Source organism: Frankia sp. CpI1-P (genome assembly GCF_001421075.1).
GTDB classification, from domain to species: domain Bacteria; phylum Actinomycetota; class Actinomycetes; order Frankiales; family Frankiaceae; genus Frankia; species Frankia torreyi.
Genome location: NZ_LJJX01000026.1, coordinates 81,591 through 107,472, shown reverse-complemented (window position 1 = coordinate 107,472; position 25,882 = coordinate 81,591). Strand labels below are relative to the sequence as shown.

14 protein-coding genes, 1 tRNA gene and 20 pseudogenes are annotated in these 25,882 nt (G+C 72.0%); 12 read left to right on the top strand and 23 right to left on the bottom strand.

From position 1 onward, the window contains the following. Window positions 1–537 precede the first annotated feature (537 nt). The 3 genes and pseudogenes from FF86_RS18055 to FF86_RS51460 form a co-directional block, all read right to left on the bottom strand. Window positions 538–611: transfer RNA gene (locus FF86_RS18055), tRNA-Ile, on the bottom strand. 64 nt (window positions 612–675) lie between these two features. Further along, window positions 676–1,017 (bottom strand): DUF3566 domain-containing protein, encoded by a 342-nt coding sequence (locus tag FF86_RS51465; RefSeq protein ID WP_255355836.1) that lies wholly within the window; start codon window positions 1,015–1,017, stop codon window positions 676–678. Window positions 1,018–1,059: 42 nt separating this feature from the next. Next, window positions 1,060–1,347 (bottom strand): annotated as a pseudogene (locus tag FF86_RS51460) (DUF3566 domain-containing protein); the annotation flags it as partial. 157 nt (window positions 1,348–1,504) lie between these two features. Between FF86_RS51460 and FF86_RS18045 the strand changes: the two are divergent. Continuing rightward, the gene (locus FF86_RS18045) at window positions 1,505–2,353 is read left to right on the top strand and encodes a hypothetical protein (RefSeq protein WP_128423317.1); all 849 of its coding nucleotides are present in this window, start codon (window positions 1,505–1,507) and stop codon (window positions 2,351–2,353) included. Window positions 2,354–2,508: 155 nt separating this feature from the next. Here FF86_RS18045 and FF86_RS62675 read toward each other — a convergent pair. The 14 genes and pseudogenes from FF86_RS62675 to dnaA all read right to left on the bottom strand — a co-directional run. Further along, window positions 2,509–2,628: pseudogene (locus FF86_RS62675) on the bottom strand (hypothetical protein); the annotation flags it as partial. Window position 2,629: 1 nt separating this feature from the next. Beyond that, window positions 2,630–3,393 (bottom strand): annotated as a pseudogene (locus tag FF86_RS51455) (DNA gyrase C-terminal beta-propeller domain-containing protein); the annotation flags it as partial. A gap of 1 nt (window position 3,394) precedes the next feature. After that, window positions 3,395–3,963: pseudogene (locus tag FF86_RS51450) on the bottom strand (DNA gyrase subunit A); the annotation flags it as partial. Between the two features lies 1 nt (window position 3,964). Further along, window positions 3,965–5,013: DNA gyrase subunit A (locus FF86_RS51445; protein WP_304438156.1), on the bottom strand; the 1,049-nt coding region annotated here is incomplete at its 3' end. Window positions 5,014–5,182: 169 nt separating this feature from the next. After that, a pseudogene (locus FF86_RS51440) lies at window positions 5,183–5,735 on the bottom strand (toprim domain-containing protein); the annotation flags it as partial. 1 nt (window position 5,736) lies between these two features. Next, window positions 5,737–6,081 (bottom strand): annotated as a pseudogene (locus tag FF86_RS51435) (toprim domain-containing protein); the annotation flags it as partial. A 20-nt stretch (window positions 6,082–6,101) separates the two neighbouring features. After that, window positions 6,102–6,926, bottom strand: a pseudogene (locus FF86_RS51425) (ATP-binding protein); the annotation flags it as partial. A gap of 8 nt (window positions 6,927–6,934) precedes the next feature. Continuing rightward, on the bottom strand, window positions 6,935–7,117 hold a 183-nt coding region (locus FF86_RS51420), incomplete at its 3' end, for a hypothetical protein (RefSeq protein ID WP_304438155.1). Window positions 7,118–7,532: 415 nt separating this feature from the next. Beyond that, window positions 7,533–8,132, bottom strand: coding sequence for a DciA family protein (locus FF86_RS18030; RefSeq protein ID WP_082121928.1), 600 nt, complete (start codon window positions 8,130–8,132; stop codon window positions 7,533–7,535). A gap of 70 nt (window positions 8,133–8,202) precedes the next feature. Next, window positions 8,203–9,339: a DNA replication/repair protein RecF gene (gene recF, locus FF86_RS18025; RefSeq protein ID WP_044885662.1), complete on the bottom strand. Its 1,137-nt coding sequence runs from the start codon at window positions 9,337–9,339 to the stop codon at window positions 8,203–8,205. A 1-nt stretch (window position 9,340) separates the two neighbouring features. Continuing rightward, a pseudogene (locus FF86_RS51415) lies at window positions 9,341–9,455 on the bottom strand (hypothetical protein); the annotation flags it as partial. Between the two features lies 1 nt (window position 9,456). Further along, window positions 9,457–10,308 (bottom strand): annotated as a pseudogene (gene dnaN, locus FF86_RS18020) (DNA polymerase III subunit beta); the annotation flags it as partial. 1 nt (window position 10,309) lies between these two features. Next, window positions 10,310–10,519, bottom strand: a pseudogene (locus FF86_RS51410) (DNA polymerase III subunit beta); the annotation flags it as partial. A 952-nt stretch (window positions 10,520–11,471) separates the two neighbouring features. Further along, window positions 11,472–13,024, bottom strand: a pseudogene (gene dnaA, locus FF86_RS18015) (chromosomal replication initiator protein DnaA); the annotation flags it as partial. 846 nt (window positions 13,025–13,870) lie between these two features. Here dnaA and FF86_RS51405 point away from each other — a divergent pair. The 11 genes and pseudogenes from FF86_RS51405 to FF86_RS51395 form a co-directional block, all read left to right on the top strand. After that, a pseudogene (locus FF86_RS51405) lies at window positions 13,871–13,925 on the top strand (50S ribosomal protein L34); the annotation flags it as partial. Between the two features lies 1 nt (window position 13,926). Beyond that, a partial coding sequence (locus FF86_RS51400; RefSeq protein WP_242418988.1) for a 50S ribosomal protein L34 occupies window positions 13,927–14,008 on the top strand: 82 nt, incomplete at its 5' end. Window positions 14,009–14,037: 29 nt separating this feature from the next. Continuing rightward, entirely contained in the window at window positions 14,038–14,457 is a 420-nt protein-coding gene (gene rnpA, locus FF86_RS18010; protein WP_044885659.1) for a ribonuclease P protein component, read from the top strand. Beyond that, window positions 14,454–15,022 (top strand): annotated as a pseudogene (yidD, locus tag FF86_RS18005) (membrane protein insertion efficiency factor YidD); the annotation flags it as partial. The gene rnpA and the pseudogene yidD, both read left to right, overlap by 4 nt. Before the next feature lie 48 nt (window positions 15,023–15,070). Further along, window positions 15,071–16,507, top strand: coding sequence for a membrane protein insertase YidC (gene yidC / locus FF86_RS18000; RefSeq protein ID WP_044885658.1), 1,437 nt, complete (start codon window positions 15,071–15,073; stop codon window positions 16,505–16,507). Window positions 16,508–16,625: 118 nt separating this feature from the next. Next, window positions 16,626–17,183 carry a R3H domain-containing nucleic acid-binding protein gene (locus FF86_RS17995; protein ID WP_044885657.1) on the top strand — a complete coding sequence of 186 codons (558 nt, stop codon included), beginning with the start codon at window positions 16,626–16,628 and terminating at the stop codon, window positions 17,181–17,183. 179 nt (window positions 17,184–17,362) lie between these two features. Further along, entirely contained in the window at window positions 17,363–19,570 is a 2,208-nt protein-coding gene (locus FF86_RS17990; protein WP_044885656.1) for a hypothetical protein, read from the top strand. 350 nt (window positions 19,571–19,920) lie between these two features. Next, window positions 19,921–20,695, top strand: a pseudogene (gene rsmG, locus FF86_RS17985) (16S rRNA (guanine(527)-N(7))-methyltransferase RsmG); the annotation flags it as partial. Window positions 20,696–20,806: 111 nt separating this feature from the next. After that, window positions 20,807–21,703: a ParA family protein gene (locus FF86_RS17980; protein ID WP_396229935.1), complete on the top strand. Its 897-nt coding sequence runs from the start codon at window positions 20,807–20,809 to the stop codon at window positions 21,701–21,703. Continuing rightward, window positions 21,700–22,594: pseudogene (locus FF86_RS17975) on the top strand (ParB/RepB/Spo0J family partition protein); the annotation flags it as partial. The gene FF86_RS17980 and the pseudogene FF86_RS17975, both read left to right, overlap by 4 nt. A gap of 1 nt (window position 22,595) precedes the next feature. Beyond that, a pseudogene (locus tag FF86_RS51395) lies at window positions 22,596–22,701 on the top strand (chromosome partitioning protein ParB); the annotation flags it as partial. Window positions 22,702–23,019: 318 nt separating this feature from the next. Here FF86_RS51395 and FF86_RS51390 read toward each other — a convergent pair. The 6 genes and pseudogenes from FF86_RS51390 to trxA all read right to left on the bottom strand — a co-directional run. Then, a pseudogene (locus FF86_RS51390) lies at window positions 23,020–23,257 on the bottom strand (GNAT family N-acetyltransferase); the annotation flags it as partial. An 11-nt stretch (window positions 23,258–23,268) separates the two neighbouring features. Continuing rightward, window positions 23,269–23,485, bottom strand: a pseudogene (locus tag FF86_RS51385) (GNAT family N-acetyltransferase); the annotation flags it as partial. A gap of 37 nt (window positions 23,486–23,522) precedes the next feature. After that, window positions 23,523–23,658, bottom strand: a pseudogene (locus FF86_RS51380) (GNAT family N-acetyltransferase); the annotation flags it as partial. A 260-nt stretch (window positions 23,659–23,918) separates the two neighbouring features. Then, window positions 23,919–24,577: pseudogene (locus FF86_RS51375) on the bottom strand (N-acetylmuramoyl-L-alanine amidase); the annotation flags it as partial. 1 nt (window position 24,578) lies between these two features. Then, window positions 24,579–25,160 (bottom strand): peptidoglycan-binding protein (locus FF86_RS51370; RefSeq protein ID WP_242418976.1); only part of this gene is annotated, 582 nt, incomplete at its 3' end. Window positions 25,161–25,535: 375 nt separating this feature from the next. Further along, window positions 25,536–25,859 (bottom strand): thioredoxin, encoded by a 324-nt coding sequence (trxA, locus tag FF86_RS17960; protein ID WP_044885652.1) that lies wholly within the window; start codon window positions 25,857–25,859, stop codon window positions 25,536–25,538. Window positions 25,860–25,882 lie beyond the last annotated feature (23 nt).

Here is a 25,882-nt window from a genome sequence, read left to right as displayed (position 1 = left end):
GCGCCTACTACAACGGCGCGATCAGCCAGGAATTCCTCAAGGAAGAACAGCAGCGGATCGACCGCGACCTTGGTAAGGCGCGTGCCCTGCTCCACGCCAGCGAAGGCGAATGGCAGTCGATCGGCGCGATTCTCGACCGGTTGCTGAGCCTCTGCGAGGACAGCCACACCCTCTACACCACCGCCCCGGCACTCGTGCAACGCCAACTCAACCAGGCAGTGTTCAAGCGGTTCTGGATCATCGACAAGGGGATTCACGGAGCGGACCTGTTCCCCCCGCTCGCCCAACTCCTCGGCGACGATCTTGCCGACCTGCTGAGCCAGGAGACCAGGAATCTGATCAAGGCCCAGAGCGCCACAGACGAACCCGGACCCCCGGACCTACACGTCTCCACCAGCGAGGGACCCCCGACCGCCCACGAGGACGGCAGACCCCTTCACGGGCAAACGAAAGCGCCGTCCGGCATCTACCCGAACGGCGCTACGCCCTACCAGCTCAAGAGGAGCGAAGATCAAGTTTCAAACATCGCCACTCTTGTGGACCTAGGTGGACTTGAACCACCGGCCTCTTCCTTATCAGGGAAGCGCTCTAACCGACTGAGCTATAGGTCCCGGCAACGACTGCAACCATACAGGACGGCGGGGCCGGGGTGGCGGCCGCCGCCGTCCGTTGGCGCTACTGGTCGCTGAGGGTGAGTTCGATGCCGCCGATCATCTCGGCGCAGAGGTTGTAGAGCAGGGCGCCGAGAGTGGTCAGCGCGGTCATCAGGATGACGTTGATCGCGCCGATGAGCAGGCTGATCTCCATCGCGCGGCCGAACGACAGCCAGCCCTTGACGTTGCTGGCGCTGCTGTCGGTCAGGGTGTCCGCAGCGTCCGTGACGCTGTTGAACACCCCGATCGAGTTGAGCACGAACCACAGCACGGCGACCGCGACGAGCAACACGACGAAGACGCACAGGGAGAACGCGAAGCTGAGCCGGGTCACGGTCAGCGGGTTGACCTTGGACAGCCGCAGCTTGGCGCGCCGGCCGGCGCCGGGCGGGCGGATGGGACCCANGCCCGGACCGGAGCGACCGGGGCCGCGAGGGGCACTGGCCCGGTCGGCCGGTACGGCCTCGAGCTGGTCGTCGAGGGCGCCAGGAGAGGTCGTGGTCGCCGCGTGCGGGGACGCGGCGGCGGTGGCGGTGCCCGCGGACGCCGACGCGGCGATCGGCCGCTCGTAGGCCGCGGTCGCGTTGGCACCGCGGCCCGCGGCGGGCGCGGCCGGCCGCACCGCGTCGGGAGCGGGCACCCGCTCCGGCGCGGCACGGTTGCTGTCGGGCTTCGTGGTACCGCTCCTCGTCATGCTGGGCGGACGGACCAGGGAGATCGTGTCGGTCTCACCGGGCCGCTCGACCGGGTGTTCGGGGCGGGCACTGGGCAGGCCCGTCGTGCTTCGGCGGGCGCCGGGCGGCGTCGTACCGAGGGACTTCGCGGGCGACGATACGGCGGGGGAGCCGAGTTTGCGGGTAGCCGAGCCCGCATCGCCGCCGTGGGTCCCGGCGTTCTCGGGACGAGCCGACCCGGATGGGGGCACCGCCGACCCCGTGATACCGGCCGGGGCCCCGCCCGCTCCGTTGCGGGTCGGCGCCACCCGCGACCGGCCGGACCGTTCGTCCGCCGATGCCGCGGGCCGGGACGCCGCCGCAGAGCCGGCGGGAAGCGAGGACGACGGCGGCACCGAGGACGACGCTGACGGGGCCGATCCCGACTTGGACGGTGACGCGGACTTCGGTGACGCGGACTTCGGTGGCGCGGACTTCGGTGGCGCGGACCTGGCCGGCGCCGCGGACGACCGCGCCGGCTCCGCGGCCGCCGCCCGGTCGCCGCCCGCGCTGCCGGACGCCTTACCCCCCAGGACGGTCGAGGACGACGAGGCGGACGATCCCGGCTTCGACGAGATGGGCGGGGAGGCGGACGACGAGGCGGACGGGGAGGACCCGGCCGCGCCGGCCCCCGGGGTGCCCTCACGGCCGTCGTCGGCGTGTGGGGACTGCCCCCGGCCGGAACGCTGGAAGAAGGGGTTGCCTGCCGACGGGTCCAGCGAGCCGGCGCCGCCGGAACGGGCCCCGCCCGAGGCCGCCGGGCGGTCGCCGGCGGCCGGGGTGCCAGCGCCGCCGGCGGCCGCCCCGGCGGGGGGAGCTCCGCCGCCGGAAGCGCCGGCGGCGGGCATCTTCAGCGTTTCGCCGCCCGGCTCCCCGTCGCCGCCGTCGCCGGGGGGGCGGGAACGGTCGCCGTCACGCGCTCCCCCCGGCCCGGCGGCCGGGGAGGAGCCGCGGTGGACCGCCGACCGGGCGGGCCGGTCTTCCTGACTGTCGCTCACGGTCTACTCCCGGTTCGCTCCTGGCGGCGTACGCGGGCCATGCGCACGCCGGATCCCCGCTTCGGCGTCACCGCGGCACCGGGGGACGGCGCCGACGTCGAGGACCGCCATCGCCCCGGACCTGGACCGTTGCCGGCCCTGNGCTCAGCTCTCCTCGGCCCCGGGGTCGGTGCGGGCGTCGGCGTCCTCCACATCAGCATTGCGCGCCACCCCGACCACCTGCACACCGGTCTCCAGATCGATGAGGCGGACCCCCATCGTCTGNCGCTGGGCCCGGCGGACGTCCTTGGCGATCGTGCGCAGCACGCCCCCGTTGGAGGCGATCGCGTAGAGCTGGTCGTCCGGGTCGACGACGAGCGCGCCGACCAGGCCACCCCGGGTGGAGACGATCTTAGCCGTCAGCACGCCCTTGCCGCCGCGGCCCTGCACCGGGTACTCGGCCAGCGGGGTCCGCTTGGCGTAGCCGCCGGAGGTGGCCACCAGCAGGTCGGCGGTGGTGCCCGGCACGACGACGTCCATGGACAGCAGCTCGTCCTCGGCGTCGAAGCGCATGCCGATCACGCCGGAGGTGGCCCGGCCCATCGGCCGCAGCTGCTCGTCGTCGGCGTGGAAGCGGATCGACTGGGCGTTGCGGCTGACCAGCAGCAGGTCGTCGCCGGGCGCGACGAGGCGGGCGGCGATCAGCTCGTCGTCGTCGCGCAGGTTGATCGCGACGAGGCCGCCGGCGCGGTTGGAGTCGAAGTCGCTCAGGGCGGTCTTCTTGCACAACCCACGCTTGGTGGCGAGGACGAGGTACGGCGCGACCTCGTAGTCCTTCAGCGCGATGACCTCGGCGATCCGCTCGTCCTGGGAGAACGCGAGGATGTTCGCGACGTGCTGGCCCTTCGCCGACCGGGCCTGCTCGGGCAGCTCGTGCGCCTTCGCCCGGTACACCCGGCCCTTGTTGGTGAAGAACAGCAGCCAGTGGTGCGTCGTCGTGACGAAGAAGTGCTCGACGATGTCGTCCTCGCGCAGCGCCGCGCCCTGCACNCCCTTGCCGCCCCGCCGCTGCGAGCGGTAGAGGTCGGTCTTGGTCCGCTTGGCGTAGCCGCCGCGCGTGACGGTGACGACCACGTCCTCCTGGGCGATGAGGTCCTCGATGGACATGTCGCCCTCGAAGGGAACGAGGCGGGTCCGCCGCTCGTCGCCGAACTTCTCGACGACCTCGGCGAGCTCCTCGCCGATGATCTGCCGCTGGCGGACCGGCGAGGCGAGGATGGCCTCCAGCTCGGAGATCCGCGCCCGCAGCTCGGCGGCCTCGTCGATGATCCGCTGGCGTTCCAGGGCGGCGAGGCGACGCAGCTGCATGTCGAGGATGGCGGTCGCCTGGATCTCCGACAGCGTGAAGCGTTCCATGAGCTGGCCGCGGGCGGCGTCGGCGGACTCCGCGTTGCGGATGAGGGTGATGACCTCGTCGAGGTGGTCGAGCGCGATGAGCAGACCGTCGAGGACGTGCAGCCGCTCGCGGGCCTTGCGCAACTGGTAGCGGGTGCGCCGGACGATGACGTCGACCTGGTGCTCGACGTAGTAGCGGACCATCTGGTCCAGGCGCAGCGTGCGNGGCACCCCGTCGACGATCGCCAGCATGTTGACGCCGAAGGTGTCCTGGAGCTGGGTGTGCTTGTACAGGTTGTTGAGCACGACCTTGGCGACGGCGTCGCGCTTGAGGTCGATGACGAGCCGCTGGCCGATGCGGGCCGAGGTCTCGTCGCGGACGTCCGCGATCCCGGTGACCTTGTTGTCGCGGACGAGCTCGGCGATCTTCTCGGCGAGGTTGTCCGGGTTGACCTGGTAGGGCAGCTCGGTGACGACGAGCTGGGTGCGCCCCTTGTTCTCCTCGACGTTGACCACGGCGCGCATCCGGATGCTGCCCCGGCCGGTCCGGTAGGCGTCCTCGATGCCGCTGCGCCCGACGATCAGACCCGAGGTCGGGAAGTCCGGCCCCTTGATGATGCCGATCAGCGCCTCGAGCATCTCCTCGTCGGTCGCCTCGGCGTGGTCGAGCGCCCACTGGACGCCGGTGGCGACCTCGCGCAGGTTGTGCGGCGGGATGTTCGTCGCCATGCCGACCGCGATGCCACCGGCGCCGTTGACGAGCAGGTTCGGGAACCGGCTCGGCAGGACCAGCGGCTCCTGCGAACGGCCGTCGTAGTTCGGCGCGAAGTCGACGGTCTCCTGGTCGATGTCGCGCAGCATCTCCATCGCCAGCGACGCCATCCGCGCCTCGGTGTACCGCATGGCGGCGGGCGGGTCGTTGCCGGGCGAACCGAAGTTGCCGTTGCCGTCGACCAGCGGGTAACGCAGGGACCAGGGCTGCGCGAGCCGGACGAGGGTGTCGTAGATGGCCGAGTCGCCGTGGGGGTGGTAGTTACCCATGACATCGCCGACCACGCGCGAGCACTTGAAGTACCCGCGGTCGGGACGGTAACCACCGTCGTACATGGCGTAGAGGACCCGTCGGTGGACGGGCTTGAGCCCGTCCCGGACCTCCGGCAGCGCGCGGCCGACGATGACCGACATGGCGTAGTCGAGATATGACCGCTGCATCTCGACTTCGATGCCGATGGGTTCTATGCGGTCGCCGGGGGGCGGCGGTAGGACGTCGACCACGGGGTCCTTCCAGGGCAGTGGGATCAGTCGTCAGGTGGGACGGGCGTCCCGGCGGGTGGCCGGGCGGTCCGGCGGGGCGCCAGCCACGATTCGCCCCGGGGTCGTCCCGGCCGGGCGGCGCGAGGCGGCGCCGCGCGGGCCGGACCGCCGCGGCACCGCTCACACCGCGTCAGATGTCCAGGAAGCGCACGTCCTTGGCGTTGCGCTGGATGAAGCTGCGGCGCGCGTCGACGTCCTCGCCCATAAGCACGGAGAACAGCTCGTCGGCGACGGCCGCGTCATCGAGGGTGACCTGGAGCAGGATGCGCTTGTCCGGGTCCATGGTGGTGTCCCACAGCTCGGTGGCGTTCATCTCGCCGAGGCCCTTGAACCGCTGGATGGCGTCCTTGGGCAGCTTGCGGCCGGCCTCCACCCCGCGCTGGACGAGCCCGTCGCGCTCGCGGTCGGAATAGGCGTACTCCCAGTCCTCCCGACCCCATTTGATCTTATACAGCGGCGGCTGGGCGAGGAACACGTGGCCGGCCTCGACCAGGGGCCGCATGAACCGGAACAGCAGGGTCAGCAGCAGGGTCCGGATGTGCTGGCCGTCGACGTCGGCGTCCGCCATCAGCACGATCTTGTGATAGCGCAGCTTGGCGATGTCGAAGTCGTCGTGGATGCCGGTGCCCAGCGCCTGGATGAGCGCCTGGACCTCGGTGTTCTTCAGGACGCGGTCGATCCGGNCCTTCTCGACGTTGAGGATCTTCCCGCGCAGCGGCAGGATCGCCTGGAACTTCGAGTCCCGCCCGCCCTTGGCCGACCCGCCGGCGGAGTCGCCCTCGACGATGTACAGCTCGCAGCGCTCGGGGTCGGTGTACTGGCAGTCGGCGAGCTTGCCGGGCAGGCCGGTGCCGCCGAGCAGGCCCTTGCGCCGGGTCAGGTCCCGGGCCTGGCGGGCCGCGATCCGGGCGCGCTGGGCGTCGAGCGACTTGCTGACGATGGCGCGCGCCTCGGTCCGGTTGACCTCGAACCAGTCCTTCAGCGCCGAGTAGCACATCTCCTGGACGAACTTCTTCGCCTCGGTGTTGCNGAGCTTCGTCTTCGTCTGNCCCTCGAACTGGGGCTGCGCGAGCTTCACCGAGATGATCGCGGTCAGGCCCTCGCGGATGTCGTCGCCCGACAGCCGCTCGTCGCCGCTCTTGGCGCCCGCCTTCACCGGCTTGAGCAGGTTCTGGTCCTTGGCGTAGGCGTTGACGGCGCTGGTCAGCGCGGCGCGGAAGCCCTCCTCGTGGGTGCCGCCCTCGTGCGTGTTGATCGTGTTCGCGAAGGTGTAGACCGACTCGCTGTAGCCGGCGTTCCACTGCATCGCGAGCTCGGCCTCGATGCCGACGCCCTTGGACTCCAGCGAGATCACGCTGCGGTGGATCGCGTCCTTGGTGGCGTTGAGGTGGGCGACGAAGTCGACCAGACCGTTGCTGTACTTGTAGGTGACCTCGAGGCGTTCCTCGGGGCGCTCGTCGATCAGCGTGATCGACAGGCCCTTGTTGAGGAAGGCCATCTCCTGCAGGCGCCGGGAGAGGGTCTCGAACTTGTACTCGGTCGTCTCGAAGATCGTCGGGTCCGCCCAGAAGGTGACCGACGTGCCGGTCTTCTTCGTTGTGCCGGTCTTCACCAGCGGCGCCGCCGGACGGGTCGCCACGTACGGCTGGAACCAGACGTGCCCATCGACCTGGATCTCCACGTCCAGCTTGGTGGACAGCGCGTTCACGACGCTGACGCCGACGCCGTGCAGACCGCCCGAGACCGCGTAGGATTTGCCGTCGAACTTCCCGCCCGCATGCAGCGTCGTCAGCACGACCTCGACCGCGGGCCGCTTCTCGGTGGGATGCATGCCCACGGGGATGCCGCGACCGTTGTCGACGACGCGGACGGCGNCGTCGGNGAGCAGGCTCACGACGATCGTGTCGCAGTAGCCGGCCAGCGCCTCGTCCACCGCGTTGTCGACCACCTCGTAGACGAGATGGTGCAGGCCGCGCTCCCCGGTGGAGCCGATGTACATGCCCGGACGCTTGCGGACCGCGTCAAGACCTTCGAGAACCTTGATCGAACTTGCATCGTAGGCCACGCGGCGGGTCCCCTCGTTCTGGGCGGAAGTATCCACCAGTCTACCCGCCGACCCGTTATAGCGGACGCAGGGTGACCCCTGACGTCTGCGCAGCGCCCCGTACGGCNGGACGGTGAACCCCCCTACGGGACCGCCGCCTCCCGGGGCCTTGGCGCGCCTTCACGACGGTCACCCGACGCGACGATCAACCTTCGCCCACATGATCGCCTCGCGTTGCACGCCCCGGCGACGTCCGGACCATCCCGACCGCCCGAGNGGACCGTCGCGAACAGTGAGCACCGGATCGCTCCTCCGGTCTGTCTGTCTCTTCCGGCGGGACAGCCGGCGCGCCCGCGGCGGCCGAGCAGGGCCGTCCCGGGCGCGCCCCCGTGACCGGCCTGTGTCGTGACCGGCCTGGCGTGACCGGCCGCCGAGCTCAGCCGTAGGTGTCGCGCGGGCCGCGGCCGGCGGTGCGGATCGGCCCGTGCCGCCACGACGGGGCCGTCGGGCCGCGCACCGTGATCCGCCGGACGACCTGCGGGCCGAGCTCCCGGTGCAGGATGGCGAGGATCTGGCGGGACAGCATCCGAAGCTGGGTCGCCCAGGCCGTCGACTCGGCGACGAGCTCGAGGTCGCCGTCGCGCAGCGAGACCGGCGTGCAGTGGTCGGCGATGTCCGGGCCGACGATGGCGTCCCACCGGGCGAGCACGCCGGCGTCGTCGGCCTGCGCCTTCCAGCCGCGCGTGGCGAGCAGCCGACTGATCGCGGTGCCGAAGGGGACCGGGTCGCGCCATTCCCGGCCCGGGGCGGCAATGCCCGGCAACCGCGGGCGCTGGGGCACCTGGCCGTCGTCCTCGCCGGACCGGGGCCGCCGACCGGCGCGGTCCGCGGCCGCGGGGTCGCCGCCGACGCCGGCTGCCCCGTCCGGACCGGGGCCGCCGGCGGAGGAGCCGGGCCAGGAACCGTCGGCGCGGGGTGACCCGCCGCGACGTCCCCTGGCCCGCTCGCGGGCGTCCCGCTTTGCCTGGGCGAGGATCTCCCGGGCCAGGTCGGCGCCGCGCCCACCACCCGGCGCCGAGGCCGGGGCGGGCTGATGGTCGTCGGGTTCAGCAGGCACGGAGCACCTCTCCCGCGGCGACGACGTAGCGGGTGCCGGTCAGCTCGGCCGGCACATCGGCCTCGACGGCGGCTGTGACCAGCACCTGCTCCGCGGGGGCGACGAGTTCGGCGAGTCGGGACCGCCGCTGGACGTCCAGCTCGGCGAAGACGTCGTCGAGGAGCAGGACGGGCTCGCGGTCGTCGGCCCGCAACAGCTCGAACGAGGCGAGCCGCAGGGCCAGGGCGAGCGACCAGGACTCGCCGTGGCTGGCGTAGCCGCGCGCCGGCAGCCCGTCGACGGTCAGCAGCAGGTCGTCGCGGTGCGGTCCGACCAGGGTCTGCCCGCGTTCGATCTCCCGCGGGCGGGCGGCCACCAGCTCGGCCCGGATCGCTTCCTCCCACTGCTCGCGGTCGGGGCGGACCGGATCCGGCGCCGGCTGCGGCACGCTGGCCCGGTACTCGAACCCGACCGCGGCCTGCGCGCCGGCCACCGCGGCGTAGGCCCCGGCCACCCCCGGACGCAGCGCCTCGACAAGGGCGAGGCGGGCGGTGAGCAGCTCGGCGCCGTAGCTGGCCAGGTAGCCGTCCCAGACGTCCAGGGTGCGCAGGTCACCCTTGCCGCCGGCCCGTCGGGCCGCCCCGGCCGTGCGCAGCAGGGTCGAGCGCTGCTTGAGCACCCGGTCGTAGTCGGCGAGCACCGCGGCCATCCGCGGGGTGCGGGCGACGAGCAGCTCGTCGAGGAACTGCCGGCGCCCCGCCGGGTCCCCCTTCACCAGGGCGAGGTCCTCCGGAGCGAACAGGACCGTGCACAGCAGCCCGAGGACGTCGCGGGGCCGGGGGACTGGTGCCCGGTTCAGCCGGGCCCGGTTCGCCCGCCCCGGCACGATCTCGAGCTCCACCAGGGCCGCGCGGTCGCCGCGCACGATCCTTGCCCGCACCACGGCGTGCGACGCGCCCTGGCGGACCAGGGGGGCGTCCGCGGAGACCCGGTGGCTGGCCAGCGTCGCGACGTACCCGATCGCCTCGATCAGGTTCGTCTTCCCCTGACCGTTGCGGCCGACCAGCGTGACCACTCCCGGACCAAGAGTGAGATCCAGGGACCGGTAGGACCGAAAGTCGACGAGGGACAGGTGGGTGAGGTGCACGTCACCCGTGCAGCCGGATCGGCATCAACAGGTACCGATAGTCGGGCACCTCGCCGTCGTCGTCGGCCTTGCCGGTGAGGATCGCCGGCTTGTTCGCGGCGACGGCCGGGTCCTCGNCACTGGCGAAGCCGATCCGCACGATGTCGGACTCCAACGCACCGAGCGCGTCGAGCAGGTAGGACGGGTTGAACGCCACCGAGAGCTCCGGGCCGTCGTAGGTCACCGGCAGCGTCTCCGTCGCCTGCGCCTCGCCGCCGGTACCGGCCTCCAAAACGAGATGGTCCGGAGAGAACGACAACTGCACCGGGGCGGTCTTCGCCGCCACCAGGGCCACGCGCTTGACCGCTTCCTGCAACGGCGCGATCTCGAGCTGGGCGATCAGCGGGGAACTGTCCGGAAGCAGCTTGCGGAAGGGCGGGAACTGGCCCTCGAGCAGCCGGGTGGTCGTCTGCCGGGTGGAACCCGCGAAGCCGGCGAGCGTCTCGCCGGACGGGCCCGTCCCCAACGCGATCGAGACCTCCACTCCCGACCCGGACAGCGACTTGGCCGTGTCCAACAGCGTCCGGGCGGGGACGAGGGCCACGGTGGCGGGGCCCGCCGCGTCCGCTTCGCCGGCGGAGTCGTCCGGACGCCACTTCAACGAGCGCACGGCGAGCCGGTAGCGGTCGGTCGCGGCGAGGGTGAGGGTGTCGCCTTCGATCTCGATACGGACGCCGGTGAGTACCGGGAGGGTGTCGTCGCGCCCGGCTGCGATCGCCACCTGCGCGACCGCAGCCGCGAAGGCCGATCCCTCGATGTGACCGGTGACGGGGGGCATGGCCGGTAGCGCCGGGTAGTCGTCCACCGGCAGCATCGGCAGCGCGAACCGGGCGTTTCCACAGGTGATCACGAGCCGGGTGCCGTCGATGCCGAGGTCGACCGGTGCGGCCGGCAGCGCCCGGGTGATCTCCGCGAGCAACTTGCCGTTGANGAGGGCGCGGCCCTCCTCCGACACCGTCGCGTGCACCGTGCCCTGCGCGGCCACCTCGTAGTCGTAGGCGGCGACCTTGAGCATCGGCCCGGTGGCGTCGAGAAGGAGGCCCGACAGCACCTGCAACTGCGTGGTCGGCCGGCTCGGCAGCGTACGGGCGGTCCAGGCGACCGCTTCGGTGAATTCGTCCCGTTCCACCCGGAACTTCATGGTTAGCCCTCCTTCGTCCCCTCCGGTGTTCGGAGTCAGCCCGTCGGGAACACCGATCAGCATCCCAGAGTGCCAGGCGGCCGCAGCGGGCGGTCGGCCCCACCACGAACGCTCACCCGGAGCCCACGAAGTGACACGGATCGCGCTCTTTCAAGATCGCGAAAAGTTGTCCACACCCCCTAGTACTTCAAGCTTTTGATCTTTCTAGAAAAAATTGAAGTTCGTGGTGGTAGTAGGGGCTGTGGATGCTGGGGATAACCTGCGTTTTCGCAGGTCAGAGGCCTGAAGAGCCGGTGCAAAACCTGTGGGTGGAGCTGTGGGTTTACGCAGTGGATATCCACATGCCGAGCGGTCGTCCCCAGGGACCACTCTGTCCCTCCACAGGCCGTCCCCGAGTTATCCACAGGCTGTCCACGCCTTCTTCCACCGATCCGCCCCCACGATGTCCACAAGGTTTTCCACAAGCTGTGGGCGGAACCACCCAGTGGGCTCGAGGCCGCCGGCCGGGTGTGCTACGGGACGCTTCGCGGTGTCCACCCCCGCGACGGTCACCCACACGCTGCGACAGCCGTCCCCGGGGATCCCCTGACCGGGCAACGCGCATCCCGCCCACCTCGACGCGTGAGTGCCGAGAGCCAATCGGCTCGGCCGCCGCCCAGACCGATGCCCGTTGCGGGTGCGTTCCGGACGGTTCGAGCCCGCAGACCGGGCAGAGCGCCCCGCGGTCCGTCCGGTCTGCGGGGCGCGTCCGGTCTGCGGTCCGTCCGGCGCACCGCAGACCGGACGCGTGGGCCGGCACAGCCCTGCCGGTGGCAGACGGCGGGCGGTCAGAGCGGGCGAGGCCCCTGTCGCCCCGCCCCCAGGGCCCCGGGGGCGGGGCACTCCTGCGCGGTCCCCGGGATCAGGGACCGGTGTCCGCCTGCCTGCTGCAATCGGAGCCGCCCTGCCCGAGTCAGGGTTGGCGGGCCTGGACCCGGATGCGGTTGGTCAGTTCGGTGACCTGGTTGTAGATCGCGCGCCGTTCGGCCATCAGACCGCGGATCTTGCGGTCGGCGTGCATGACCGTCGTGTGGTCGCGGCCGCCGAAGTGCTGGCCGATCTTGGGCAGCGACAGGTCGGTCAGTTCGCGGCACAGGTACATGGCGATCTGCCGGGCCGTCACCAGCACCCGGCTGCGGGAGGTGCCGCACAGGTCGTCCATGGAGACGCCGAAGTACGCCGCAGTCGCGTTCATGATGGCGGCGGCGGTGATGTCCGGGTTGCCGGCGTCCGGGATCAGGTCCCGCAGCACGATCTCGGCGAGCGTGCGGTCGACGTGTGACTTGTTCAGGCTCGCGAACGCCGCGACCCGGATCAGCGCCCCCTCCAGCTCGCGGATGTTGCGCTCGATGTGCGTGGCGATGTACTCGAGCACGTCGGGCGGCACCGGCAGGCGCTCGGTGGCGGCCTTCTTCGACAGGATCGCGATGCGGGTCTCGAGGTCCGGCGGGGTGATGTCGGTCATCAGGCCCCACTCGAACCGGCTGCGTAGCCGGTCCTCCAGCGCCGAGAGCTGCTTGGGCGACCGGTCGGAGCTGATGACGATCTGCTTCTCGCCGTCGTGCAGGACGTTGAACGTGTGGAAGAACTCCTCCTGCGTCCGCTCCTTGTTCTCCAGGAACTGGATGTCGTCCACGAGCAGGACGTCGATGTCCCGGTAGCGGCGCTGGAAGGCCTGCTGGCGGTCGTCCCGGATCGAGTTGATGAAGTCGTTGGTGAACTCCTCCGAGCTCACGTACTTGACCCGGGTGTTCGGGTACAGCTTCAGTGCGTAGTGGCCGATCGCGTGCAGCAGGTGGGTCTTGCCGAGCCCGGAGTCCCCGTAGATGAACAACGGGTTGTACGCCTTCGCCGGCGCCTCGGCGACCGCTACCGCGGCCGCGTGGGGAAACCGGTTGCTGTCCCCGATGACGAAGGTCTCGAAGACGTAGCGCGGGTTCAGGCGGGCCTGCGCCGGCTCGGTCTCCAGCGGCGCGGCGTCGCGGCCGAGCCCCGCGCCCACCCGCACCGGCGGAGTGCCCTCGGCGGAGTCGGGGAAGGGCAGCTCGCCGTTCACCGGCGCGCCGGCATCCCCCGCCCGCCGGGCGGTATCCGAGGCTGCCGTGCCGCCCGGCCCGCGCCCCCGGGAGCCGCCCGCGTCCCGCTGCGCGCCGCCGTCGCCCTCCCCCGGCCGGACGATCCTGATCGGACCGCTCATCGGCTCCGGGTCGGGCAGGTGCTCGACGGTGACCGCGACCCGGATCTCCCGTCCATAAGCTGTGGACAACGCTGTGGACAGGAACGGCCGTAGCCGGGAGTCGAGAAGCTCCTTGGTGAACTCGTTGGGGGCGGCGAGCAGGGCCGTGTCCTGCACAAGGCCGAGCGGGCGGGTCAGCCGCAGCCATGCACGCTGCTGCGCGGACAGCGTGCCGTCGGCGACCCCGGCGACGGCCTGGCTCCAGACCGCGGCCAGGTCCGGGTCGCCCGNGGGTTCCTCCCCGAAAGGTAGACCGGCGACGGAGTCGGCGCGGGGGTTGGACACGGGGGCTCCTCGGGCAGTTCGGTACGGTTTGCGGGCGGTGCTGGCCCCATGAGTGGGGTACGTCGCGGATGCTGATGTGGTCCCGGTCCGGCCGCGACCGGGACTTCTCGTCCCGATGGTTCTCCACATCGTCGTCCACAACCTGTGCATGGACACGGCAGGGCCTCCGGCGTGGCGGAACCGGCTCACTCCCGGTACGACGCCCTACTCCGGGCCGTCATCCGGATCTGCCCCGCCCCCGCCGATCGCCCTCTCCACAGGCGTTTTCCACAGGCCAGAGTGCACCCGGCCGGCGGTGCCCCCCGAACGCGGGTCTGCCCGGCACCGTCCGGCACCCGCATGCGCGGGATGTCGTCCAAGGATCGTAAGGCGCCGCCCGCACGGCCGTGCCGGGGCCGGACGGGAATGTCCGGCTCCGGCACGGCGGGCAGGTCACCGGAGTCGGCGGACCCGGTCGTGTGGCATTTGCTTACAAGCAGTCACGTCGACGGTCGGCCCCGGCCCGCGGTGGGCCGTGGTCGGGCCTGCGATGACTTCGGAGCGACCGGGGTGGGCCACGGTCGCGCCCCGGGTCACGGCTGCGGGGTCCGGGTCGGGCGGGCCGGACTTGAGATGACGGCGGACGGGTGCGGTCGCCGGGTCGTCCGCGGCACCGGCATGTGTACGCTAGGTCGAACCGCGGTGTTAGACCGCTTCGTTTGTCGTGGGATGCGCTTGCGCGGGCCGTGTGGGGCCCACCCCTCGGCGGCGGAGATCACCGCCCGCGTCCATCTTGCAGACGGAGTCTTCACGTGAGTAAGCGCACCTTCCAGCCGAACAACCGCCGGCGGGCCCGCACGCACGGGTNCCGGCTGCGTATGCGGACCCGCGCTGGTCGTTCCATCGTCTCTGCCCGCCGTCGCAAGGGCCGCAGCGAGCTCTCCGCCTGACGGCGGGTTCCTGCTGTACCCCGGCTGACATGCTTCCCGAGGTTTCCCGCGTGCGGACTCGGGGCGAGCATGCCCGCGTGGGGACCGCGGGCCGGCGGACCCGGTCCGGCCCACTGGTTGTCCACAGCTTGTGGACAACCAGTGGGGAGTCGCCGCGCGCGGGTTTCGTCGTCGGCCGCCGGGTCGGCAAGGCCGTGGTGCGTAACCGGGTGCGCCGCCGCCTGCGAGAGCAGGTGCGGGCCCGGTTGGACCGGCTGCCCCCGGGGACGATGCTCGTGGTCCGAGCCCTGCCGGAGGCGGCCTCGGCCAGCTCCGAGGGGCTCGGACAGGCCCTTGACGACGCGCTCGCGCGGGCGCTGCGTGCCCGCGCAGCCTCGGACGGGCGGGGCGATGACGCGCGTGCGCAGCCGGCCCGATCCCCGCGGCTCGTGGCGGGAAGCGGCCGATGACCGTCGGGATGTTCCTGCTCGTGGCGCTGGCGGTGGCCGTCGTCATCGATCTCACCCTGGCCTCCGAACTGGCCCGCAGGCGCCTGCCGACCGTGGCCCGCACGGCCGACGGCGCGGTCCGTGGCCCGCTGTCCTGGGCACTCGCCGGGCTCGTGCGGCTCTACCGGGCCGGCTGGTCAGGCCGTAACGCAGGCATGTGTCGGTTCGAGCCGTCGTGCAGCGCCTACGCGCTGACGGCGGTTCGCCGCCATGGCGGCATGCGCGGTGGGGCGCTGGCCGTCGGCCGGCTGCTGCGCTGCCAGCCGCTGTCGGCCGGCGGGTACGACCCGGTCCCCGGGGAGCCCACCGACCGGCCCCCGCCGTCCGGCGGGCCGCCGGAAACCGGGGCGCGGCCGCGAACGAGCGCGGATCCGGGAACCAGCACGGGGCCGAGAGTCGTTCGCAAGCCCAGAGGGATGTCGACCGCCTCCGGGCGTGGTAGCCGCACGGTCGCGCCCGGACCACCGGTGCCGTCGCGCCGGCCCACAGGCATGGCTTTCCGTCTCCGGTCGAGGGGACGCGGGCCNAGATCGTCGGTTCCGGTCGCGGACCGTGGGCGTGAGGAGTCTGAACGTTGTTGAATCCCCTTTACCATCTCGCGGCGAACGCGATCGTCTTCTTCCATAAGGGGTTCGCGCCGATCTTCGGCGCCGACAGCTTCTTCGCCTGGGCCTTCTCGGTCGTCCTGCTCGTCATCGCCGTGCGTGTTCTGATCTTCCCGCTGTTCGTCAAGCAGGTGAAGTCGCAGCGGACGATGCAGATGATGCAGCCCCGGATCAAGGAGATCCGGGAGAAGTACGGGCACGACAAGCCCCGCATGCAGCAAGAGATCATGGCGCTGCAGAAGGAGCACGGCAACCCGCTTTTCGGCTGCCTGCCGATTCTGCTCCAGATCCCGTTGTTCATCTCGCTGTTCCACGTGTTCACCCACCTGGCCCCGATGAACGAGGGCCCGAACGGCGCTCTCGTCTGGCGGCCCCGGGTGGGGCTGTCCGCGGATCAGGTCGAGCAGATCGCCTCGGCGAAGGTCTTCGGAATCTCGCTCGCCAGCGAGTTCGGTTCCGACAGCGACTTCGTGCACTTCCTCGGGGTGAACAGCACCCACGTCAAGATCCTCGCGGTCGTGCTGATCGTGCTGATGGGTCTGACCACCTTCATGACCCAGCGGCAGATCATGGCCCGCACCGGGCCGGTGGATCCGCAGCAGGCGATCGTCCAGAAGGTTCTGCTCTATGGCTCCCCGCTGATGCTCGCGATCTTCGGTTTCCGGTTCCCGATCGCCGTGCTGCTCTACTGGCTGACGACCAACCTGTGGAGCATGGGCCAGCAGTTCTTCGTGATCAAGCGGATGCCGCCGGTCCGCCCGCTCGCCGCCGGTGGCCGGCTCCCCGGTGCCCGCGCCGGTGCCGGCGTCGACGCAGCGCCCACCCCGGCCCGCCCGGCGCCCGGCGTGCGGGCCGGTGCCAAGTCCAAGAACCGCGCGCGGCCGGCGGCTGCGGGCGGGCCGAGCCTGACCAGGAGCGGCGACTCCGGCGCGGGGACGGTGGCTACGGCGGGCGGCGGTGTGACCGCGGCGAAGGGTGCCGGGGCCAAGGGTGGGGCGGCGAAGGCCGGGCGAGGCTCGTCATCGGCCCCGCCCGGGACCCGGTCCCGCAGCGGCGCGTCGGCGGCCCGCACCGCCGGGACGGCGAAGACCTCGCAGCCGCCGCCGGCTCTGCCGGTCGCGGGTGCGGCCGGGGGAGCCGAAGAAGCCCCCGCAGCGGCGCGTTCCACGGCCGCGGGAGGGAAGACTGCGGGAGGGAAGGCCCCGTCCGGCGGCCGGAAGAGTTCGCCGGGCAAGGGTGCCGCTGAGGCCGCCGGTGGCGGCGCCGAGCCGGCGGCTGTGCCCGCGACGGGCGACGCTGCGGCGACCCGCCCCGCCCCGGTTCCCGCCGGTGTCCGTCGCCAGGTCGGTGGTTCCCGTCCCGCCAAGCGACGAGGCAAGGGCAAGCGGCCCGGCGGGCGGCGTTGACCCGGGGAACCCCTCCCCGACCGGCGGGCGAACTCGCCGGTCCCCCTGATTTCGTCACCATGCGGGGGCATCCCGTAATCTCTGCTCCGCCGCCCCCTGTTCCCCTGGAGAAGCGCTGATGACCGGTTCGGCACCTGACCTGGCTGTGGATGGAGCTGGAGTCTCCGACGAGCAAGGCTCCCCGGAGGAGACCGGGCTCAGCCCGCAGGAGCGGCGACTCGTCGACCTCGAACAGGAGGGGGAGATCGCCGCCGACTACATCGAGGGCCTGCTGGACATCGTCGACATGGACGGCGACCTCGATCTCGATGTCGAGGGCGGCCGGGCCGTCGTCGCGGTGGTCGGCGAGAAGCTCGACAAGCTGATCGGGACCGGTGGCGAGACCCTCGAGGCGTTGCAGGAGCTGACCAGGCTCGCCGTCCTGCAGAAGACCGGGACTCGTAGCCGCCTCATGCTCGACGTCGGCGGTCACCGGGCGCGGCGTCGGGTCGAGCTCCGCAAGATCGCGACGGCGGCGGCGGAGCGCGCGATCGAACGCGGCAAGCCCGAGACGCTCGCCCCGATGACCCCCTTCGAGCGCAAGGTCGTCCACGACGCCATCGCCGAGATCGACGGCGTCCACAGCGAGTCCGAGGGCGAGGAGCCGAGCCGGCGAGTCGTCATCCTGCTCGGCTGACCCGGCCCCCGGCTGACCCGGGCCCCGCGCGACTGACACTCGGGCGTTCTGATTCGGCGCGTTGCGCGCGGACCTCGCCGGGCGGGCACAACGACCTCCCCCGCGCTGGGGGCCGGTGCCGAGCGCTAGATTCAGGCTGGAGGTGCGGCGGTAAGCGTCGCTGGTGATCGGGGGATGCCGTGCCGCCTGCGGGCCGTCGCCGGCCTGGGCGGTCCACGGTGGTGGCGGCCGGCGCGGTCGCGCTCGGCCTGTCCGGCGTTCTGTGCCTGCTGCATGCCTACCTGACCAGACCCTTCTGGTACGACGAAATCTGGCGGGCGCACTTCGTCAGCGAGCCGCTGACGTCGTTCTGGTCGGAGCTGACGGTCGCCAACACCCCGTCCGCGCTCGGCTGGCTCGGGATCACCCGGCTCGCGGGCGAGGCGTTCGGCTGGCACTCATGGTCGCTGCGTCTGCCCGGCTTCGTCGCGGTGCCCCTGCTCGGGGCCGCGATTGTCGTGCTCACCCGCCGGTTCGCCGGGACGGCGTCGGCGGTGTTCGCCGCCTGCTGGCTGTGCCTCAACACGACATTTCTGGATCTGGCCACCCAGCTCAAGCCGTACACGGTCGAGGCGCTCGTCACGGTGTGCATCGTCGTCATCTGGACCGCGGACCCGCTCGGGCCGCCCGACGAGGTCCCGGCCGCGGGGGCCCCGCGAGGGCCTGACCGTGGCCGCCTGGTCCGGCGGACGGTGGCGGGTGTGCTGGCGCTCGTCGCCGTGCCCGGGATCTTCGTGGTGCTCCCGCTGGCGGCGGTCGACGTGTGGCGGGGTCCGGCGCGGCGGTGGCGGCTGGTCGAGTGCCTGCCCGCGCTCGCCTTCAGCGCCGTGCACACCGTCGGTTTCGTCGCCCACCAGTCCAGCCAGCGCAACGGCGACTACTGGGATCGCCAGTTCCTCGCGGGCCGCGGGCCGTGGGCGGCACTGCGGTTCGTCGCCGATCAGGTCCGCGCCACCGTCACCGGCTCGCCGCCGGGGATCGACCGCTTCGACCCGAGCCTCATCCACGGCACGGTGCCCACGGGGCCGTTGGGCTCCGCACCGGCCGCCCTGATCGCGATCGCGGTCGCCGCGGCCGGGGCGACCGGCGTCGCGGCGCTTGCCCGCCACCGGCAGGGCCGGGCTCTGCTTGCCGCGCTCGGCGGCGCGGAGCTGATGATGCTCGGCGCGAGCGCCGCCCGGTACTGGCCGTTCGGACCGACCCGGACCAACCTGTACGTGGTGCCGCTGCTCGTTGTTGTGGTGGTGGTGGGTGTCGAGCGGGCGATTCGCTCCCTCCTGTCGGCGGTGCGCGGCCGCCTGCCCCGCGGTGGGCCCCAGCAGGCTGCTGGGCGCTCCAAGGATGCACTCCCTACCCTCGCCCTGCCGGGATCCGTGATTGCTCGATCACTATCGGATTCTTCGCCGGAATTGGTGACGGAAAGCGACGGTTCCTGCGCCCTTCCCGGGGCGCTGGACTCGGCCGTCGCGGACTCCCCGCCGCCGGCGCCGGCCGGCCCGGCACGGGTGCCCGGGCTCGCAGGCTCGCGGGTCGGCCTGGCCCGCGCCGCGGTGGTGCTTCCCCTCGCGGCGGTCGTCGCGATCACCGGCTGCGGCGTGCTGCTCCTGCAGACGTCCCTGTCGGGCAGTCGGCCGCTGTGGGAGCACCGGGATCGCCTGCGCGGCCTGGACCTGATGGTCGACGCGGCCATCGTCACCCGACGGGTGGCCCGGCCGGGTGACGTCGTCGCGGTCGGCGGCCGCCTCGCCCGGCCGGGCTGGCTCTATGCAATGGAGGCCAGCGACGACGGGCCGCGCGAGCCCACCGATCTCCAGCCCGGCCCCGCCGGGGACGGTCGCCCGCGGCGGGGCGCCGTCGGTGGCACGGTCGCCTCCGCCGCCGCCGAGAGATCCGTCGGCGAGACGTCCGCGAGTGAGGCGTCCACCGTCGGCTCGGTGGGGGCGGTGCCCGCGCCGAGCCGCGTCGCCGCCGGCGGTTCTGCGGTTGACGGGGGGAGCGCCGTCGGCGATCACCGGCCCGCGGGACCGGCGGCGGACGCCCAGGCGCCCGCGACCGGCGGGGTCGGTGCGCCCGCCCGGATCGCCCGACGGGACACCGTCTTCTTCGGTGGCGCCAAGCCCGCTCTGCTGCGCCAGCTTGCGCGCCGCCCCGTCCCGCCCGGGCATCTGCTCGTCTTCGTCTTCGACGTCGAGCGAACGAGCCTGGCCGGTCAGCTCGCGCCGCTGCACCGGGCCGGCTGGTGCGCGACCCAGGACTGGAACTTCCGGCTGACCGGCGTGCTGACCCGCTATGACCGCTGCGCCCCGAGCTCCCCGCCGCCCCGGCGGGTCATCGTCGCCTACCACTGACCCGCCCCTCAGCGGCCTCGACCTCCGGTGGCCCTCGACCTCCGGTGGCCTCGGCTCCCAGCGGGGCCCCGCCCCGGAGCGGCGGCTGATCCGGGCAGAGGGGACCTGACGGCACGCGGCGCATGCCCCGCCGGGCGCAGCGGGGATGCTTGTCGGGTGCGCGATCCTCTACCCCTCTCGTCCTGTCTCCCCCGGCTCGCGGTGCCTGGCGGCGGCCCACCCGACCCGCTGTTCCGGAGGGGAGCCGGCCGGCCCCGCCCACCCGTCGCCGCCNGCGCTGCCGTCGGAGACGGCAGGGATGGCCGGGCCGCACGGGATGGCACTACTGGACTGGCCCGGGCGGGTGTGCGATGACCGACTCCGATCCCTCGCGTCCGGCGCGTCCGGCGGGTCCCCCGCCGCCGACGCCGGCGGCCGCCGCCGAGCTGTTCGGCTCGCGGCTCGCGGCGGCGGAGCGCTTCACCGCGCTGCTGGCAACCGCGGGAGTGGAACGCGGGCTGATCGGTCCGCGGGAGACCGGCCGGCTGTGGGAGCGGCACGTGCTCAACTGCGGGGTCCTCGCCGAGGTCGTTCCCGAGGGTGCCGACGCCGTTGACGTGGGCAGCGGCGCCGGCCTGCCGGGAATCCCCCTCGCCCTGGCCCGCCCGGACGTGCGGGTCGTGTTGCTCGAACCGATGGAACGACGCTGCCGCTTTCTCCAGGAGGTCGTGGCTGCCGTGGGGCTGGAGGAGCAGGTCTCCGTCCTGCGTGGCCGCGCGCCGGATGCCGGAATCGGCCCGGAGGGTCGTAGATTCGGGGTAGCCGTCGCACGCGCGGTCGCCCCGCTCGAGCGGCTGGGTGCAATCCTCCTTCCGATGCTGCAACCGGGTGGTGTCATGCTGGCGATGCGCGGTTCGCGGATCCTGGAGGAGTTGCAGGACGCGCGCGGCAGTCTCGGAAACCAGGGGTGGCATCCCGTGGATGTCGTGGTGTGCGGAGAGGGACGGGTGGACGAACCCACCCGGGTCCTCCGAGCCGTGCGGTCATCCCAGCTCTCCCGGGCCGAAGGCAGGAAAGGGCGCGGCGACGGTGAGCGGCACGATGGCAGACAGGTCAGACGAACGGCGCGGGACTCACGACGATCACNGGAGGTCGATCGTGACCAGCCGACGCGTGGGCAGTCTCGTTCCACGTGAAACAGCGTCGACGGNCCGAGGTGGATCCGTGGGTGGNGGATACCGGGGTTACGACTCCGTCATTCCCCCGCTGGACCCGCTCGACCGGTCGACCCCGATCGGAGCGGCGGCGGCAGCAGCAGTGGAAGCCTTGGCGACAGAACGACGACAACCATTCCCCCGTCCCACTCGGCGGCGCATCATCTCGGTGGCCAACCAGAAGGGTGGCGTGGGCAAGACGACGACGACGGTCAACCTGGCCGCGGCGCTGGCGTCGCACGGCATCCGCGTCCTGGTGATCGATCTCGATCCGCAGGGAAACGCGTCGACGGCGCTCGGCATCGACCACCACTCCGGTGTCCCCTCCATCTACGAAGTGCTGCTCGGTGACCGCCCGCTCGACGAGGTCATCGTCGCCTCGGCCGAGGCGCCCGCACTGTTCTGCGCCCCGGCGACAATCGACCTGGCCGGCGCCGAGATCGAGCTCGTCTCGCTCGTGGCTCGGGAGAACCGCCTGCATCGGGCCATCCAGAGCATGCAGCGGGAGGTCGACTACGTCCTCATCGACTGCCCCCCGTCGCTTGGCCTGCTGACCGTCAATGCGCTGGTGGCGGCGCGGGAGCTGCTCATCCCGATCCAGTGCGAGTACTACGCGCTGGAGGGACTCGGCATGCTGTTGCGCAACGTCGAGCTCGTCCAGGCCCACCTCAACCAGGACCTGCGCCTGTCGACGATTCTGCTCACCATGTACGACTCGCGCACCAGGCTGGCCGATCAGGTCGTGCACGAGGTCAAGGAGCACTTCGGGGACCGTGTGCTGGGCACGACGATCCCCCGTAACGTCCGGCTCGCGGAGGCCCCGAGCTACGGGCAGTCGGCGTTGACCTACGACCCGACCTCCCGCGGCTCCCTGTCCTACCTGGCCGCGGCCCGTGAGCTCGCCGAGCGGGGCTTCGAGCCGAACGGTGCGGTCAGGTGAGCGCGCGCCGCAGCGGTCTGGGACGCGGGCTCGGGGCGCTCATCCCCGTCGCCCCCCCGCCCGCGGAGGCGTACGGCGCCGATCGCCCCGCAGCCGACGCCGGCGGCCGCCCCGACGGCGGCGGGCATCTCGGCGCCTTCGGCCTACGCAGCGGCGAGAACATCGGTCCGTTGCCCGTCCAGGGCGCCACCTTCCGCGAGCTGGAGATCGGGTCGATCGTCCCGAATCCGCGCCAGCCTCGGACGCACTTCGACGAGGACGCGCTGGAGGAACTGGCGGCGAGCCTGCGTGAGGTCGGCCTGCTCCAGCCGGTCGTGGTCCGATCGGTGGGGCCGGAGCAGTACGAACTCGTGATGGGCGAGCGGCGCTGGCGGGCGTCCCAGCTCGCGGAGCTGACCCGCATCCCCGCGATCGTGCGGGAGACCGCCGACGATGCCATGCTGCGCGACGCCCTGCTGGAGAACCTGCACCGCCAGCAGCTCAACCCGCTGGAGGAGGCGGCGGCGTACGAGCAGCTCCTCAAGGACTTCGGGGCAACCCACGAGGAGCTCGCCGGCCGGCTCGGCCGGTCCCGCTCGCACGTCACCAACACCATTCGCCTGCTCGGGCTGTCGCCGGCGGTGCAGCGGCGGGTGGCGGCCGGCGTGCTCTCGGCGGGGCATGCGCGGGCGCTGCTCTCGCTGCGGGATCCCGAGGCCCAGGACCGGCTCGCCACCCGCATCGTCGCGGAGGGGCTGTCCGTTCGGGCTGTCGAGGAGATCGTGGCCCTGGACGAGGACACGCCGCGCAAGCGCGCCCCGCGTGGCCCTCGCTCGACCCCGCCCACCCTGTCGCGACTCGCCGACCAGCTTTCGGACCGTTTCGAGACGCGGGTGAAGGTCGATATGGGCCNCACCAAGGGAAAGATCACGGTTGAGTTCGGCTCGATGGAGGACCTGGAGCGGATCGTCGCGGTGATGTCCCCCGCGACCGCGCCGGACGCCGCTTCGCCGCGTTAGCCTTCCCGGCCGCATCGCCGTCGTCGCGTCTTCGGCGCGACGACTGGCCAGCGGTGTCCGCGCCGGCTCGCGAGCCGGTCGGTGCCGCCGGGTCCGAGGGGATCGGGCTGTCCGTCGTGGGTGAGGTCAGCCATGGCTGGGCCGGTATGGCTGGGCCGGCATGGCTGGGCCGACATGGTTGGGCCGGCGGCGTTGCAGGGTCGGCAGCGGCGGTGGAGCCGCCAGATCGAGAGATGGTTCCCGACGGGAGGAGTGGCTGCCGTAAGGGACGCGGGGGCGCGGCGTCCCGGCGGCGGCCAGGCGGCGGCCAGGCGGCGGTCAGGCGGGGTTGCCGGCCTGACCGACCTTGCGGAGCACGCCTTCCGGCGTCATCGAGCCGAGCAGTCGTTCCAGCGCGACCTCGACGTCCTCGCGCCAGCTCACCGTGTTCTTCACCTCGAGGCGCAACCGGGGCCACCGGTGATGGGGTCGCACCGTCTTGAAACCGACGGCCAGCAGGTAGTCGGCGGGTACCACGCACCGGGCGCCCGAGTTCTGCAGGTCACCGAACGCCTCCNCCGCCTTGANCCCCCGCCGCAGGATCTCCTTGGTGACGGACTGGATGAGGATCCGGCCGAGGCCCTGGCCCGCGAACTCCTCCACGATGAGCGCCGTCATCAGCAGGATCGCGTCCGGCGACACCGGGCTGGTGGGGAAGGCGACCGAGCGGGGCACGTACGCGGGCGGCGCGAACATGACGAAACCGGCCGGGACGTCGTCGACGTAGACGATCTTCCCGCAGCTTNCCCATTCGAGTAGCGCCGCGGAGACCCAGGCCTCCNTCTCCAGATCGGTGGCTCCGGTCTCCTCCGCGCGGCTGCGCGCGACCGGATCGAGCTCCCAGAACACGCAGCGGCGGCAGGGCAGCGGCATGTCGTCGATGTTGTCCAGGGTGATGTTCGCGATGCGACGGCTCATCGAAAGGGCACTCCCGCGGTCGGCCACCGGGCCGCCGTCCACAGCGGTTGCGTGGACGGCGGCGGTTTTGGCATCAGCCTAGGCCGACCGGCGCGGATCGACCCTCGACGCACCGCGCCTGTTTCACGTGAAACCTCTCTCGTGCCCCGAGCTGGACGGCTGCAGGTCGGCGGGCCAGCAGGCCAGCTCCTCCGTCCAGTCGACGGGGACCGGCGGACCTGTCAGGCGCGACCGGCGAGCCGCGGGACGTGAAGCTGTCNCGTCGGGGCGTCCATCTCCGGCGGGAGGAACAGCCGTTGTGTTGCCGCGAGGACCGCCTCGGCGACCGCGGCGCGGAAGTCGGTCGAGCCGAGCGCACGCGCGTCGTGATCATTGGTCAGGTAGCCGAGGTCGAGCCGGACCGTCGGCATCCGGGTGCGGCGGAGCAGGTCCCAGACCTTCGGATGGGTGCGGCAGTCCAGCATGTCGGTGCGGGAGACGATCTCGCGCTGGACAAGCTGGGCGAAACGTTCGCCGACGGCCGAGGAGCCGCGGGCGTTGCCGTAGTAGTAGGCCGATACTCCCTGCGCGTGGCGGGAGGTGCTGCCTTCCGCGTGCAGCGAGATCAGGAGGTCGGCCTCCAGCTCGTTCGCGCGGGCGGCGCGATCCTCCTCGCTCGGTGACTCGTCCGGGCCATGGATGAGGTGGGATTCCAGGCCCGAGTCGAGCAGGCGGGTGGTGAGCCGGGCGGCGAGATCGGCCATGAGGTCCCGCTCGCACAGGCCGCCGCTGACGATGCCGAGGTCGTCGCCGCCGTGCCCGGGATCGAGGGCGACAACCACCCCGAGCAGGGAGGTACCGCGGGCGAGGAGACGGACGGATTCGCGCAGCACGTCGGGACGACCACCGGTCACGGTGCGGCGCAGTCGCTTGAGCTCGCNCAGCGTCCGCGGGCCGCAGCGACCGTCGGGATCCAGGCCGCGGTTGCGCTGGAAGTCGCGCACCGCGCTCTCGGTCCGCGGACCGAAGATGCCATCGGTCCTGCCGATGTCGAAGCCCATGTTGAACAGGCGCTCCTGCAACGCGGCCACGTCATCTCCGACGAAGGGGTGCGCGGCGCTGAAATAGAGCAACCTGTCGCCGAGATTGTGTCGGGCCTCCTCGAGCGCCCGCGCCGTATCCGGACCGAGTATCCCGTCGACGGACAGACCACGACTCTGCTGGAAGGCCCGCAGCGCATTGTCGAGGTCGCGATCGAACCGGTCGGGGGGAGCGGCCGCAGCACCGCCCGCGCCGCCGGCCGGCCCCACAGCCGGGCTGCGGGCGCCCTCCGCGGCGGCCGGCTCGGCGGCCGGCGGAGGCGGCTCGGCGCCTTTCGACTCCCCGGGCGGTGCCGCGGGCGGTGCCGCTTCGCCCCGTTCTCCGCTCTGCCGGGGGGTCGCGGGAAGAAAACCGAGATAGGTCAGGGCCGCCCGAACCTCGGCGACGGCGGAACCTTGGTCTCCCAGCCGCAACAGCTTCACGAACGTGTACCTTTCAGCTTGCCTGCCCCCAACGTGTTCCCCGGCGGAACCCGGTGGTCGGGGCCGCCGCGTCGACGAACTGTTTCCCGACTGCCGATTGCTGAATCTCAAGCCTAGGGCATGCCCACGTGGTCCCGACCGGCCGCGAACGGGATCCTCCGTCATTGACCCAGCGTGACCAACCTGTCCACGCTGTGCTGTGGCATCCGATTCCCGCCGCTGGCCCGGGGGTGCGGGCAGGTCGGTCCCCCGGATACGCCGACGGCCCGCCGGCAGGAACGCGCGGCGGGCCGTCGGTGGCGGCCCGCCGCGCACCCACCCGTCAGGGATAGGCGCGCCGCGTGGCCGTCGAGGAGGTCAGTTGGCAGGAAACGATCAGATGTACGGCGAGAGGTCGCGCAGCAGAGCGGCCTTCGGCTTCGCGCCGACGATGCTCTTGTCCACCTCGCCCTTGACGAAGACCGCCATGGTCGGGATCGACATGATCTGGTAGTTCCGCGCCGTCTCCGGGTTCTCGTCGATGTTCAGCTTGACGATCCGCAGCTTCTCGCCGTGCTCCTTGGCGATCTCCTCGAGGACCGGTCCGACCATCTTGCACGGGCCGCACCACTCGGCCCAGAAGTCCACGAGGACCGGTACGTCGCTCTGGAGGACCTCGGCGGTGAAGGTGCTGTCGGTCACGGGGGTGGTGCCTGCCATAGCTGTTCTCCCTGCTGGATGTG